We start from the raw sequence: 14,331 nt of genomic DNA, 5'->3' as shown, positions 1-14,331 counted from the left end.
CCCACAGAGGAGCTCACCTGGCTATGTTTGCGCGCCTCGGCCTGCTATTGCTGACCTTACTGAGCCTGAATAGTCAGGCGCAAAGTATTCAAGAAAGCAGCACCTTTGCCATCATTGGCGAAACGAAATACCGCGTCGGCTTTGACCATTTCGATTATGCCAATCCCCAGGCCCCGAAAGGCGGGGGGATCGTCATCGCCACCATTGGCACCTTCGACAACTTCAATCGCTATGCGCTACGCGGTAACCCGGGAGTCCGTACCGACGCCCTGTACGACACGTTGTTCACCACCTCCGATGACGAACCGGGCAGTTATTATCCCCTCATTGCCGAGCGCACGCGCTACGCCGATGATTTCTCGTGGATGGAGATAACCCTCAATCCACGCGCGCGCTTCCATGATGGCAGCCCGATTACCGCCAGCGACGTCGCCTTCACGTTCCATAAATTTATGACCGAAGGGGTGCCGCAGTTCCGTTTGTTCTACAAGGGGACGACCGTCGAGGCCGTTGCGCCGCTTACCGTACGCATCACGCTGGCGCAGCCCGGTAAAGAGAATATGCTGAGCCTGCTCTCCCTGCCGGTGATGCCGGAGGCATTCTGGCGCAACCATAAGCTCAGCGACCCGCTCTCCACCCCGCCGCTGGCCAGCGGCCCCTATCGGATTACCGACTGGCGAATGGGCCAGTACATTATCTATTCACGGGTTAAAGACTATTGGGCGGCAGACCTGCCGGTGAACCGCGGGCGCTGGAATTTCGACACTCTGCGCTACGACTATTATCTGGATGATAATGTTGCCTTTGAAGCCTTTAAGGCCGGCGCCGTAGACCGGCGAGAAGAGACGATAGCCAAGAACTGGGCGACTCGCTACGTCGGACGTAATTTTACCCATGGCTATATCGTCAAAGATGAGTACCAGAATACTTCGGCGCAGGATACCCAATGGCTGGCATTTAACATCCAGCGACCGGTGTTTAACGACCGCCGGGTCCGGGAAGCCATTACCCTTGCCTTCGATTTCGAATGGATGAATAAGGCGCTGTTCTATGGCTCATACAGCCGGGCTGACAGCTATTTCCAGAATACCGAATATGCCGCGCGACAGGCGCCTGATGCAGCAGAGCTCGCGCTGCTGACGCCGATGAAAAACGAGCTGCCGCCGGAGGTTTTCACCGCCGTTTACCAACCACCGCGCTCCGGCGGTGATGGCTTTGACCGGGCAAATCTGCTGCAGGCAGATGCGCTGCTTAATCAAGCGGGCTGGGTGCTGAAAAACCAGCGCCGGGTCAACGCCGTCACCGGTAAGCCGCTGCGCTTTGAACTGCTGCTGCCCTCCGGGGGCAACGATCGCTGGGTACTGCCGTTCCAGCATCATCTCCAGCGCCTCGGCATTACGATGGATATTCGTCAGGTCGATAATTCGCAGTACAGTAACCGTCGACGCAGCCGGGATTACGACATGATGCCCATCGTCTGGCGTGCAACGCCGTGGCCAGGAACTGACCTGCAAATTGCCTGGTCGTCGTCGTATATTCACTCCAGCTATAACGCTCCGGGAGTTCAAAGCCCGGTGGTAGACAACCTGATCGCGCAGATCATCCGCTGGCAGGGTAACAAGCAAAAGCTACTGCCTCTGGGTCGCGCGTTAGACCGGGTGCTCACCTGGAACTATTACATGCTGCCGATGTGGTATATGGCACAGGACAGAACGGCCTACTGGGATAAATTCTCCTTCCCATCAATCCGCCCTGTTTACTCATCCGGTTTTGATACCTGGTGGTATGACGTGAACAAAGCGGCAAAATTGCCCGCGGACAGACGGTAAGGAATCACGATGGGCGCATACCTGTTCCGCCGGTTGTTGCTGATAATCCCCACGCTGTGGGCGATCATTACGATCAACTTTTTTATTGTCCAGATTGCCCCGGGCGGCCCGGTCGATCAGGCGATTGCCGCCATTGAATTTGGCAATCGCGGCGGCTTGCCGGGCGCCGGAGAAAGCGGCATGGCCGCCAGCCATGCGCGTACCGGCGTTGGTAACATCAGCGAAGGTCATTATCGCGGTGGGCGCGGTCTCGATCCGGAGGTGATTGCCGAGATAACCCACCGCTACGGGTTTGATAAGCCGCTCCACGAGCGCTATCTGAAAATGCTCGGGGATTATCTACGCTTCGATTTTGGCGACAGCCTTTTCCGCAGCGCGTCGGTCTTGCAGTTGATCAAAAACAGCATGCCGGTCTCCATCACCCTGGGGCTCTGGAGCACCCTGATTATCTATCTGGTTTCGATACCGCTCGGCATCCGCAAAGCCGTCAATAACGGCAGCCAGTTCGATACCTGGAGCAGTACGCTGATGATTATTGGCTACGCCATCCCGGCCTTCCTGTTCGCCATTATCCTGATCGTTCTCTTTGCCGGAGGCAGCTATCTGGATCTGTTTCCACTGCGCGGGCTGGTGTCGGCCAACTTCGATAGCCTGACGTGGTATCAGAAGGTCCTCGACTACCTCTGGCATATTACGCTGCCGGTGCTGGCGACGGTCATTGGTGGCTTTGCCGCGCTTACGATGCTGACTAAAAACAGTTTTCTTGATGAGATCCGTAAGCAGTACGTCGTGACCGCCCGCGCCAAAGGGGTAAGCGAAAAGCAAATTTTGTGGGGCCACGTATTCCGCAATGCCATGCTGCTGGTGATAGCCGGTTTCCCGGCGATGTTTATCAGTATGTTTTTCACCGGATCGCTGCTGATTGAGGTGATGTTTTCTCTCAACGGCCTGGGGCTGTTGGGTTATGAAGCCACCGTTTCCCGTGATTACCCGGTCATGTTCGGCACGTTGTATATTTTTACGCTGATCGGCCTGCTGCTGAATATTGTCAGCGATATCTGCTACACGCTGGTCGATCCCCGTATCGATTTTGAGGGCCGCTGATGTCTTTTATGAGTCCCGTTAATCAGGCCCGCTGGGCGCGCTTTCGCCACAATCGCCGCGGCTACCTGTCGCTATGGCTGTTTCTGATTCTTTTCGTGGCCAGCCTGTGCGCCGAACTGATTGCCAACGACCGACCGCTGCTGGTGCAGTATCGCGGCAGCCTGTACGTTCCGGCGTTGAAAAATTACAGCGAGACAACGTTTGGCGGTCCGTTTGCTACCGCCGCCGACTACCAGGATCCGTGGCTGCAAAAGCAGCTGGATGATAACGGCTGGGTGCTGTGGGCGCCGATCCGTTTTGGCGCTACCACCATTGACTTCGCCACCCAAACGCCCTTCCCTTCACCGCCGTCAACGAAAAACTGGCTGGGTTCCGACGCCAACGGCGGTGATGTGCTGGCCCGTATTTTATACGGCACGCGGATATCGATTCTGTTTGGCCTGCTGCTGACCTTTTTCTCCAGCGTGCTGGGCGTGCTGGCGGGGGCGGTTCAGGGTTACTACGGCGGTAAGATTGACCTGTGGGGACAGCGATTTATCGAAGTGTGGTCAGGCATGCCAACTCTGTTTCTGATTATCTTGCTCTCAAGCGTCGTCCAGCCAGGCTTCTGGTGGCTGCTGGTGATTACCGTATTGTTCGGCTGGATGGCACTGGTCGGGGTGGTACGCGCGGAATTCCTGCGTACCCGCAACTATGACTACATTCGCGCCGCCCAGGCGCTGGGGGTCAACGACCGCCATATTATTTTCCGCCATATGCTGCCCAACGCCATGGTCGCGACCCTGACGTTCTTGCCGTTTATTCTGTGCAGTTCAATTACCACCCTGACTTCACTGGATTTTCTCGGCTTCGGCCTGCCGTTAGGCTCCCCCTCGCTGGGTGAACTGCTGCTGCAGGGGAAAAACAATCTGCAGGCGCCGTGGCTGGGCATCGCCGCCTTTTTATCGGTCGCCGTACTGCTATCGCTGTTAATTTTCATTGGTGAAGCGGTACGCGACGCCTTCGATCCCGCTAAGGCGATATGACATGACGCAACCTCTGTTAGAGATAGACAACCTCTCCATCGCCTTTGGTCAGCAGGGGAAAACGCACACCGTCGTTAACGCGCTGTCCCTGCACATTGCCGCCGGCGAAACCCTGGCGCTGGTGGGTGAATCCGGCTCTGGTAAAAGCGTCACCGCGCTCTCGGTGCTGCGCCTGCTGCCCTCGCCGCCGGTCAGTTACCCTGGCGGAGACATCCGCTTTCACGGCCAGTCGCTGCTTCATGCCGATGAGCGCACGCTGAGTAAAGTGCGCGGTAACCGTATCGCGATGATTTTTCAGGAACCGATGGTCTCGCTCAATCCCCTGCATACCCTCGAAAAGCAGCTCTATGAAGTGCTGTCTTTACATCGAGGCATGCGCAAAGAGGCCGCTCGCGGCGAGATGCTTAACTGCCTGGAGCGGGTCGGTATCCGTCAGGCGGTGCGCCGGTTGGCGGACTACCCGCATCAGTTCTCCGGCGGCGAGCGCCAGCGCATCATGATTGCTATGGCGCTGCTTACCCGCCCAGAGCTGCTGATTGCCGACGAACCGACTACCGCACTGGATGTCACCGTACAGGCACACATCCTGCAACTGCTCCGCGAGCTGAAAAACGAGCTGAATATGGGGCTACTGTTTATTACCCATAACTTAAGCATTGTCCGCCGGCTCGCCGATCGCGTGGCGGTGATGCAAAACGGTCGCTGCGTCGAGCAAAACGACTGTCGCACGCTTTTCGCAGCCCCTGAACACCCTTATACCCGTCGTCTGCTGGACAGCGAGCCCTCCGGTAGCCCGGTACCGCTGCCCGCCGATGCTCCGCTGCTGCTTAAGGCTGCCGATCTGAGCGTCGCCTTCCCGATTCGCAAAGGGATCCTTCGCCGGGTGGTCGATCATAATCGGGTGGTCAATGCGCTGAATTTCCAGCTGCGCGCGGGCGAAACGCTGGGTCTGGTGGGCGAATCCGGTTCGGGAAAAAGCACCACCGGGCTGGCGCTGTTGCGCCTGATTGCCTCCGCGGGGGCAATCGCTTTTGCGGGTGAAGCGTTACAGGGACGGAGTCGTCGGCAAATGCTACCGCTGCGCCAGCGGATGCAGATAGTCTTCCAGGACCCCAATTCATCGCTGAATCCCCGGCTGAACGTGTTGCAGATTATTGAGGAAGGGCTGCGTGTTCACCAGCCAACGTTAACGCCGGCTGAGCGTGAACAGGCGGTGATACAGGTGATGCAGGAGGTGGGGCTGGACCCGCAAACGCGCCATCGCTATCCTGCCGAGTTTTCCGGCGGCCAGCGCCAGCGTATTGCGATTGCCAGGGCGCTGATTGTGAAGCCTCAGCTCATCGTGCTTGATGAACCCACGTCATCGCTGGACAAGACGGTACAGGCGCAAATTCTGACCCTGCTGAAAGCGTTACAGCAAAAACACCGGCTGGCCTATATTTTTATCAGCCATGATTTACGCGTGGTGCGAACGTTATGTCATCAGGTGATGGTGCTACGACAGGGGGAAGTCGTCGAACAGGGAGAGTGCGAGCGCGTGTTTACCGCTCCACAGCAGGAGTATACCCGTCAGCTTCTGGCGCTGGGCTGACGGTCAGAATGGGTTGTGACCAGAGAAAGGTTCGGCAATCGCCACGCCAAAGTTTTTCAGTCGACAGGTTGCCGCAAACTCGTCCTGCAGATTAACGAACAGGCACGGTTCACCCTCACACTCAACGATAGAACTATCGACTTCGATGTCGCTGAGCGCCTGGCTGAGCTTATGCATAACCGGCCATGCTTTCTCACCATCCGGGCTGAGCAGCTTCAGCGCCACGAGGCTATTTTCACCCTGTACGCCGTTTTGCGGAATCGGTTCAACTCTTGAACCCGCAAAACCGGCCAGCCAGCGATAGCTCTGCGGCAGACGGTGTACGATAGAGAGTTGCTGTGTATTCACTTAGTTTCCCCGGAAGCAAAATGCTTCACAATAAATTTACATCAATATTAACACACTGTTGACAAATAGTCCTGCATCAGCATAGAAAACGTTTACACCCGCATCGCGCCAGGGTTAACGACTTATAATCCAGAACTTTATAGTTTCGCTACGGAAACAGATCGGGGCTATATGTACCCGTTTCTGTGATCCAAAACAACTTTTTTATCGCAACAATGCGACTTTTTACACTAATTGATTTTACATAAAAGAAACAAATTACAGAACCATGAAGCCCATCGCGGTTGATGTGCATCAAAAAAGGGGCGGAAATCGCCCCTCTGGAAGGAATTTTACTGAATGATTTTTCGCCGCCGACTGGCGTAGAGGTAGAACAGAATGGAGCTGCTGGCGCAAAAGGCGATCGAAATAAGCATCGGCCAGGCGGTGGTAAAAGTGGCCATTGACAGTAGCGCGCCAATAACCGCCCCGATGCCAAAGCGGAACGTCCCCGCCAGGGAAGAGGCGGTGCCTGCCATATGCGGAAACTCATCCAGAATCACCGCCATCGCGTTGGAGGAGACCATTGATACGCAGCCGACAAATGCCGCAACGCCGACTACCAGCGCCCAGAATCCAACATCCAGCAGCGCACAGACCACCATCCATACCGCCATCACAAACTGAATCCACAGCCCGGCGCGGAACATATTCAGCGCCCCGACCCGCCGGACAAAGCGGCTGTTAATAATGGTCATGATGAACAAGAAGACAATGTTCAGCGCAAAATAGTAGCCAAAGTGCTGCGGCGAAACGTGGTTAATATTGATGTAAACAAACGGCCCGGCGCTCAGAAATGAGAACATCCCGGCAAAGCTGAAGCCGCTCGCCAGCATATAGCTCAGCACCCGCTTATGACGGAACAAGGTCGCGAAGTTACCGAGCGTGGTGCGCATGCGAAATTTTTGCCGCCGTTCAACCGGCAGCGTTTCGCTGATGAAAAAAGCGATCATCGCAGAGGCCAACAGTGCTGCCAGCGCGAGAATCCAGAAGATCGCGTGCCAGCTGAACCACACCAGCACGGCACCGCCCACCATCGGCGCAACCAGCGGCGCGATAGTAGTGACCAGCATGACAAACGACATCATTCGCGAAAACTCTTCTTTCGGATAGATGTCGCGCATCAGGGCGTTGATGACCACGCTCGCGGCCGCGGCCGCCAGGCCGTGGAAGAAACGCATGGTAATCAGCATCTCGATGGTCTGCGATAGCGCGCAGGCCACCGCAGCCGCCGCAAAAATCAGCGTTCCCCCGAGGATAACCGGCTTACGGCCAATGCTGTCCGCCATCGGGCCATACAGTAGCTGACCGAAAGCGAAGCCCAGAATATAGGTACTGAGCGTCATCTGCGCACTGCCGTCCGGCACATTAAACTGCGCCGAGATCACCGGCAGCGCCGGAAGATACATATCAATCGACAATGGCATCAACATGGCCAGCAGGCCAAGAATAAACACAATCCCCAGTGAAGAATTCTGCTTTGCCGTCACGTTTTACTCCGTGCATGCTGGAGGCCAACGCTGGCAATCTCGTCTTCCGTCAGCGGGCGATACTCGCCGGGCTCCAGAGATTCATCCAGCATAATGTCGCCAATACGTTCACGATGCAGGCCAACCACGTGGTTACCCACCGCCGCGAACATGCGTTTCACCTGATGATAGCGCCCTTCGCTGATCGTCAGGCGAACTACCGTCGGCGTCAGCACTTCAAGGCGCGCAGGTTTCGTTAACTCTTTTTCATTGTGCAGCTGAACGCCGTTAGCAAACTGTCCGGCAGTTTGCTCATCCACCGGGTTTTCCAGCGTCACCAGATAGGTTTTCTCACAGTGGTGACGCGGAGAGGTAATCCGGTGCGACCACTGCCCGTCATCGGTCATCAGTACCAGACCGGTCGTGTCGATATCCAGTCGGCCTGCGGCATGCAGCTTGTGCGCCACCGGGACATCCAGGAAATAGAGAACCGTCGGATGATCCGGATCGTCCGTGGAGCATACGTAACCCTGCGGCTTGTTGAGCATAAAGTAGCGCGGGCCGTTCTGCTGGGTCAGCGTATTGCCGTCATACTCCACGTCGTGCTCTGGCTGGAGCTTAAACGAAGCATCTTTGACGATGTCGCCGTCCACGAGAACGCGGCTGCTGCGGATTTCACGTCCGGCAATAGCCCTACTGACGCCAAGTTGCTGAGCGATAAACTTATCAAGTCGCATGAGATTTTTTTAGCCTGTAATAATGCTGGAGCGGGCAAACACCCGAAAAAGAAGAAGTTCACTGGCTAGTATAACGGGCTCTTAACGCCACTCAAGGGAAAAGATTCGTGGCATACTATTTGCGAGTTAATTAACGCCAGTATATCCATGACTTTTACATTACGCCCCTATCAAAAAGAGGCCGTTGACGCCACGCTCGCCTGGTTTCGCCGCCATCATGAACCTGCCGCGATTGTCCTGCCCACCGGCGCCGGCAAAAGCCTTGTCATCGCCGAACTGGCGCGCCTGGCGCGCGGTCGCGTACTGGTGCTGGCCCACGTCAAGGAGCTGGTTGCGCAAAACCACGCCAAATATTGTGCGCTTGGGCTGGAGGCGGATATCTTCGCAGCTGGCCTGAAACGCAAAGAGAGCCACGGCAAAGTCGTCTTTGGCAGCGTGCAGTCGGTAGCCCGTAACCTTGAACAGTTTCAGGCTGAGTTTTCACTGCTGATTATCGATGAGTGCCATCGCATCAGCGATGACGACGACAGCCAGTATCAGCAGATTATCAGCCATTTACAGCAGGTTAACCCGCAGCTGCGGTTGCTTGGGCTGACCGCCACCCCGTTCCGCCTCGGCAAGGGCTGGATCTACCAGTTTCATTACCATGGCATGGTTCGCGGCGACGAAAAGGCGCTGTTTCGCGACTGTATTTACGAACTGCCGCTGCGCTATATGATTAAGCACGGGTATCTGACGCCCCCGGAACGGCTGGATATGCCAGTGGTACAGTACGATTTCAGCCGCCTTCAGCCCCAGAGCAACGGTCTGTTTAGTGAATCCGACCTGAACCTTGAGCTAAAAAAGCAGCAGCGCATTACGCCGCATATTATTAGCCAGATCGTTGAATTCGCCCAGACGCGTAAAGGGGTGATGATTTTCGCCTCCACGGTAGAGCACGCGCGGGAAATTACCGGCCTGCTGCCCGCGGGCGACGCGGAGCTCATTACCGGTGAAACACCGGGTCCCCAGCGCGATCGCATCATCGACGCCTTTAAGGCGCAGCAGTATCGCTATCTGGTTAACGTGGCGGTCCTCACCACCGGGTTTGATGCCCCGCATGTCGATCTGATCGCTATCCTGCGCCCTACCGAATCCGTCAGCCTGTATCAGCAAATTGTTGGCCGCGGCCTGCGCCTCGCGCCGGGCAAAACAGATTGCCTGATTCTTGACTATGCCGGAAATTCTCACGATCTCTATGCACCAGAGGTCGGCGCGCCGAAGGGCAAGAGCGATAACGTGCCGGTACAGGTATTCTGCCCGGCCTGCGGCTTCGCCAATACGTTCTGGGGCAAGACGACCGCCGATGGCACATTGATTGAACATTTTGGCCGTCGCTGCCAGGGCTGGTTTGAAGATGACGACGGCCATCGTGAACAGTGCGATTTCCGCTTTCGTTTTAAAAACTGCCCGCAGTGCAATGCGGAAAATGATATCGCCGCCCGCCGCTGCCGCGAGTGCGACACGATTCTGGTCGACCCTGATGATATGCTGAAGGCGGCGCTGAAGCTTAAAGACGCGCTGGTGCTACGCTGTAGCGGCATGGATTTGCAGCACGGGGCCGATGACAAAGGCCCGTGGCTGAAAATTACCTATTACGACGAGGATGGTGCCGATGTCAGCGAGCGCTTCCGCCTGCAGACACCCGCCCAGCGAACCGCGTTTGAGCAGCTGTTTATCCGCCCGCATACCCGTACGCCGGGTGTTCCGCTGCGCTGGATAACCCCTGCCGATATTGTTGCCCAGCTGCCGCTGCTGCGCCACCCGGACTTTGTCGTCGCGCGCATGAAAGGACAATACTGGCAGGTAAGGGAAAAAATCTTCGACTATCAGGGACGTTTTCGCCGGGCCAATGAACTGCGTTAATCGCCCCTGCGACTGAGGTTTTCATTGCCGTTAGCGCCATTGGTGGATATAATGCCGCCCGCTTTTGCATTCGCAAAGCAGATCATCTGCCTGCTGCTGGGTCGCCTGTAGCAGGATTTAAATATAGAGAGACATCAATGTTTACTATCGACGCAGAAGTACGTAAAGAGCAGGGTAAGGGTGCGAGCCGCCGCCTGCGTGCAGCTAACAAATTCCCGGCCATCATTTATGGCGGCGAAGCTACTCCGGTAGCAATTGAGCTGGACCAGGACAAACTGTGGAACATTCAGAGCAAAGCTGAATTCTACGATGAAGTTCTGACCCTCGTTATCGATGGCAAAGAAGAGAAAGTGAAAGTTCAGGCTGTTCAGCGTCACCCGTTCAAGCCAAAACTGTCTCACATCGACTTCGTTCGCGCTTAATCGCCGAAAGTAAGTTGTATGGCAAACGCCCCGGTCCGCAAGGCCCGGGGCGTTTTGTTATGCGCTGTCCCCCCACAGCTGAGGGGCAAAATCGACCACCCCACCCAGCGTCGGGTGTTTGTTCATTCCCGGTAGCCAGAGCATCACCATCGTGACATTGAGTCCCTGATTGCCCACTTCCGTCTCAATTTCCTTCACCCCTTCCCAGCCAGCGGCCTGAAAATGGTCCGGTAAGAATCCCCAGCCCTGCCCTTGCTGTAGCGCATGACGCAGTAACGCCTTCTCATTCATGTACAGCGTATGACCCGAAATTTGTACCCGCCGGGCAATCTGCTCATCGGCACGGCGATGCATAACCAGCTGCGGAACCAGCGACAGATTGAGTAGCGTCAGCGGAGCTTCGGAGTCAGCGAACAGGTGCTCTGCCGCATAAAAACGCAGATCAACGGTTCCCAGCGCTCGCCACTCCATTTCGCTACCGAGAGTACGGTTATTGGCCTGACAAATGGCCAGATCGGCCTGCCCGTCGGCCAGCGCCTGCTCCGCTTCCCGCCGTGATGCGCTCCAGCAACTGATCCGCAGCGAGTACCGGGCAAGATGATCCGTCAGCGCGCAGAGAAACTGTCGCGGCACAAACGGATCGTACACCACCCGCAGCGCCTGTCCCGCCGTATGCGGCAACGTCTGCGCAAATGACTCAAAGGCCTGCGCCTGACGCAGCAGTAAATGCGCCTGGCGGAAAAGCTGTTCCCCTTCGGGGGTTAACGCCAGGCTGCGTCCTTCGCGCAGAAACAGCGCATATCCCAGCGCATCCTCGAGATAATCCAGCAGATCGCGCAGCGTGGTACGGTCTTTCCCGAGGCGAATCGCCGCCCGGGAAAGACTTCCCGTCTCTGCGATGGTGGCAAACGCCTCAATCTGAGCAAATGAGTAGTGCAGCGTTGTCATTCTGTTCTGTCCTTTGGGGGGAAAATCCCCCATGGGCTGATTTTAGCCTGCCGAAGGGGATTTATATACTGCAGGCCTGGTTGTTATGGCTAATAAGGACACTCTGATGACAAAGATAAAAAACACCTCTCCCCTGGCCCTGGCGTTAGCCCTGGCGCTTTTCCCTACCATCAGCATGGCGCAGGCCCAGCCACCTCACACCTGCGGCGGCGTGGCGCTGGATGTCTGCCCGACGCCTTTGGACCCCGTTCTGCCTGCAACAAAAGATATGCTCAACTGGGATCAATCTGCCCGCGTAATCGGCTTTCGCAACGACTACCGTAACTATACCGGCGATGTTTTCCGCCACGGTACCGCGGTACCGTTATCACCATCAGATAAGCCGCTCACCGACGCCAGCTATACGGTAAATGGCCAGACCTGGCACTTACAGGATTACCTGAAGCGCCAGAATGTTACCGGTTTTCTGGTGCTCAAAGAGGGCAAAATTGCCTACAAATACCTCGGCGCAGGCAATACCGACACGACGCTGTGGACCTCCCGATCGGTGGGTAAAGCGGTGGTTTCCACCTTAGTGGGTGTGGCGATTCAGCAGGGTAAAATCCATTCGCTTGATGACCTGGTCACCGAGTATGAACCCGATCTGAAAGGCACCGCCTGGGACGGTGTCACGCTTAAGCAGCTGATTCAGCACACCTCCGGCGTCGAGTGGAACGAAGATTACACCAACCCACAGTCCCATTTCGCCCGGCTGACCCAGTGTGAAGCCCAGCCGGGCGCCTACGCCTGCGTGCGCAAAATCGTGGCCTCTTTGAAGCGTACGCATCCCGCCGGCGAACGGTGGTCCTATTCTTCAGGTGGCGCATGGCTGCTGGGTGATGTTCTGGAGCGTGCGACCGGTATGCCGCTTGCCGCCTGGCTGGAGCAGAGCCTGTGGCAGCCGGGTGGAATGGCGCACGACGGCGTCTGGCACGCATATCAGCAGGGCAAGCATGACGTCGGGGCGCACGGCTTTAACGCCACCCTGGAAGACTGGGGTCGTTTTGGCGAATTTGTTGCCCGGGATGGGCGCCTGGCCAACGGACAACGACGGGTGCCTGACGGCTGGTTTGACCAATCCTCGGCCTGGACCCACGCGCAGAAATCAGTCTCCCCGGCGCACCCGGAAGGCATTTACGGCTATCAATGGTGGAATAACGCCATTCCAGCTAATGCGCAACATGTCGAACCTGCCCCCCAGCAGGGCCTGAAAGGCTCACTATGGGCGCTGGGTATCTATGGTCAGGTGATCATGGTTAACCGCGCGGAACATCTGGTGATTGTGCAGTGGTCGACCTGGCCGCAGGCCGAACCGTCATTTAACGCCCAGCCGCTGGAAGCGGCGCTGATGTACAGCGCCATCGCCCGCAAACTGCACTAGGTGTTATCGCACCTTGCTTACGTCGCGGCAAGGTGCGACGACATATTGAGGGCCAGGTGTTGCAGCAGCATGATGGTTTTAGCATCCACAATTTCGCCATCACGTATCGCCTGCAGCGCCCGGGCCAATGGCCACTCCAGGACTTCAATATCCTCCCCTTCTGCCGCCAGTCCGCCCCCTTCGCTCCGCCGATCGTCTGCCGAGTATTCCGCGATGAAAAAGTAGAGCTTTTCCGTTACCGAACCCGGGCTCATATAGGCGGTAAAAACCGGTTCAATACTCGTGACGCGAAAGCCCGTCTCTTCTTCCGCCTCGGCGATAATACGCTCTTCCGGTGACGCATTATCCAGCAGCCCGGCGGCGGCCTCGATTAAAAAGCCATCATGGCCATTAATCCACACCGGAAAACGAAACTGGCGAATAAGCACGACGGTTTGTTTTACCCGGTTATAAAGCAGAATCACGGCACCGTTTCCGCGATCGTAGGCTTCGCGGCTCTGTTCCTGCCAATGGCCATCGCGCCGCAGCAGTTCAAAGGTGTATTTTTTCAACGTATACCAGTTGTCGGACAGCAGCGTTTCGCGGACATGGCGAACGTGCGGCGCATTATTGTGCATGTTTTTTCCCCTGATGAGGTGACAGCAGGCACCATAACATGCAAAATAACGCACAAACAAGACAAAACGTGAAGGTAAAAGTATGCTTGCTAGCCAACGTAAACAGCAGATTTTGCAGATTCTCGCCGCCGAAAAACAGGTGATGTCCGGGGAGCTAAGTCAACGATTTGGCGTTTCTGAAGACTCAATTCGCCGGGATTTACGCGAGCTGGCGGCGGAAGGCAAACTGCAGCGGGTCCACGGTGGCGCCCTGCCGGTTTCGGCGGCCATCGCGCCGATTGAAACAAGAAAAAACGTGCAAATTGTTTCGAAGCAAGCCGTCGCCCGCCGGGCTGCAGCGCTGATCCAACCGGGTCAGGTCATCATTATCGATGGCGGCACCACCACCGAAGAAATGGTCAAGTGTCTTCCTGCAGATTTGGCCTGCACTATCGTAACCCATAGCCCCGGCATTGCCGTTGCGCTGGTCGAACGGCCGTTAATTGAAGTCATTCTTATCGGGGGACGACTGTTTAAACATTCGGTAGTCACCGTCGGCGCCGCCGCGCTGGAGGGAATTGCACGAATCAATGCTGACCTGTTTTTTATGGGGGTTACCGGAGTGCACTACCGCGCCGGTTTCACCACCGGCGATTATGAAGAAGCAGGCATCAAGCGGGCACTCGCCGCACGCGCCGCTGAAACCATTGTGATGGCGTCGCAGGAGAAACTGAATTCGGCATCGGCTTTTGCGGTGGGTGAGTTAAGCCTTGCCAGTACGCTGATTGTCGATGGTTTACTGGATGACGCCCTACAGGCGCAGCTGACACAGTGCGGGGTCGAGACGATCCGTGTCCGCGCCGAGTAGGCGCTCCGGGTGAACACGATCGCCGAACGT

General features: G+C 56.6%; 13 protein-coding genes. 8 read left to right on the top strand and 5 right to left on the bottom strand.

Annotation, left to right across the window (positions count from 1 at the left end):
- Window positions 1-23 precede the first annotated feature (23 nt).
- Genes ACMYSK_RS01515 through yejF form a run of 4 tightly spaced genes read left to right on the top strand, consistent with a single transcriptional unit; the run spans window position 24 to window position 5,549 of the window.
- A complete protein-coding gene (locus tag ACMYSK_RS01515; RefSeq protein ID WP_434639675.1) occupies window positions 24-1,829 on the top strand; it encodes an extracellular solute-binding protein in 1,806 nt (601 codons plus the stop codon).
- Window positions 1,830-1,838: 9 nt separating this feature from the next.
- A complete protein-coding gene (locus ACMYSK_RS01510) occupies window positions 1,839-2,933 on the top strand; it encodes a microcin C ABC transporter permease YejB (protein ID WP_434639673.1) in 1,095 nt (364 codons plus the stop codon).
- Window positions 2,933-3,958, top strand: coding sequence for a microcin C ABC transporter permease (locus tag ACMYSK_RS01505; RefSeq protein ID WP_434639672.1), 1,026 nt, complete (start codon window positions 2,933-2,935; stop codon window positions 3,956-3,958). Before ACMYSK_RS01510 ends, ACMYSK_RS01505 begins: the two co-directional genes overlap by 1 nt.
- Before the next feature lies 1 nt (window position 3,959).
- Window positions 3,960-5,549: a microcin C ABC transporter ATP-binding protein YejF gene (gene yejF / locus ACMYSK_RS01500; protein ID WP_434639670.1), complete on the top strand. Its 1,590-nt coding sequence runs from the start codon at window positions 3,960-3,962 to the stop codon at window positions 5,547-5,549.
- 3 nt (window positions 5,550-5,552) lie between these two features.
- Here the strand turns inward: yejF and ACMYSK_RS01495 are convergent, their stop codons facing one another.
- The 3 genes from ACMYSK_RS01495 to rsuA all read right to left on the bottom strand — a co-directional run bounded on the left by ACMYSK_RS01495 (window position 5,553) and on the right by rsuA (window position 8,142).
- A complete protein-coding gene (locus ACMYSK_RS01495) occupies window positions 5,553-5,897 on the bottom strand; it encodes a YejG family protein (RefSeq protein ID WP_434639668.1) in 345 nt (114 codons plus the stop codon).
- A 332-nt stretch (window positions 5,898-6,229) separates the two neighbouring features.
- Window positions 6,230-7,426, bottom strand: coding sequence for a Bcr/CflA family multidrug efflux MFS transporter (locus ACMYSK_RS01490; RefSeq protein WP_434639666.1), 1,197 nt, complete (start codon window positions 7,424-7,426; stop codon window positions 6,230-6,232).
- The gene (gene rsuA / locus ACMYSK_RS01485) at window positions 7,423-8,142 is read right to left on the bottom strand and encodes a 16S rRNA pseudouridine(516) synthase RsuA (protein WP_434639664.1); all 720 of its coding nucleotides are present in this window, start codon (window positions 8,140-8,142) and stop codon (window positions 7,423-7,425) included. The genes ACMYSK_RS01490 and rsuA overlap by 4 nt, the downstream gene beginning before the upstream one ends.
- Before the next feature lie 147 nt (window positions 8,143-8,289).
- Between rsuA and ACMYSK_RS01480 the strand changes: the two genes are divergently transcribed.
- On the top strand, window positions 8,290-10,047 hold the full coding sequence (locus ACMYSK_RS01480) for a DEAD/DEAH box helicase (protein WP_434639663.1): 1,758 nt from the start codon (window positions 8,290-8,292) through the stop codon (window positions 10,045-10,047).
- Between the two features lie 137 nt (window positions 10,048-10,184).
- Window positions 10,185-10,469, top strand: a complete 285-nt coding sequence (rplY, locus tag ACMYSK_RS01475; RefSeq protein WP_434639661.1) for a 50S ribosomal protein L25 — start codon at window positions 10,185-10,187, stop codon at window positions 10,467-10,469.
- Between the two features lie 57 nt (window positions 10,470-10,526).
- Here rplY and ACMYSK_RS01470 read toward each other — a convergent pair whose 3' ends face one another.
- Complete coding sequence (locus ACMYSK_RS01470) at window positions 10,527-11,417, bottom strand: LysR family transcriptional regulator (RefSeq protein WP_434639659.1); 891 nt, start codon at window positions 11,415-11,417, stop codon at window positions 10,527-10,529.
- A gap of 106 nt (window positions 11,418-11,523) precedes the next feature.
- Here ACMYSK_RS01470 and ACMYSK_RS01465 point away from each other — a divergent pair, with 106 nt between their 5' ends.
- On the top strand, window positions 11,524-12,837 hold the full coding sequence (locus tag ACMYSK_RS01465; RefSeq protein ID WP_434639658.1) for a serine hydrolase domain-containing protein: 1,314 nt from the start codon (window positions 11,524-11,526) through the stop codon (window positions 12,835-12,837).
- A 17-nt stretch (window positions 12,838-12,854) separates the two neighbouring features.
- Here ACMYSK_RS01465 and ACMYSK_RS01460 read toward each other — a convergent pair whose 3' ends face one another.
- On the bottom strand, window positions 12,855-13,454 hold the full coding sequence (locus ACMYSK_RS01460) for an NUDIX domain-containing protein (RefSeq protein ID WP_434639656.1): 600 nt from the start codon (window positions 13,452-13,454) through the stop codon (window positions 12,855-12,857).
- A gap of 82 nt (window positions 13,455-13,536) precedes the next feature.
- On the opposite strand from ACMYSK_RS01460, the gene ACMYSK_RS01455 reads away from it, so the two are divergent.
- Window positions 13,537-14,301: a DeoR/GlpR family DNA-binding transcription regulator gene (locus ACMYSK_RS01455; protein WP_434639654.1), complete on the top strand. Its 765-nt coding sequence runs from the start codon at window positions 13,537-13,539 to the stop codon at window positions 14,299-14,301.
- Window positions 14,302-14,331: the final 30 nt, after the last annotated feature.

The sequence above is a fragment of the Klebsiella sp. I138 genome, from assembly GCF_051131765.1.
Taxonomy (GTDB): domain Bacteria; phylum Pseudomonadota; class Gammaproteobacteria; order Enterobacterales; family Enterobacteriaceae; genus Klebsiella.
This window is presented reverse-complemented; position numbering and strand designations above follow the sequence as displayed.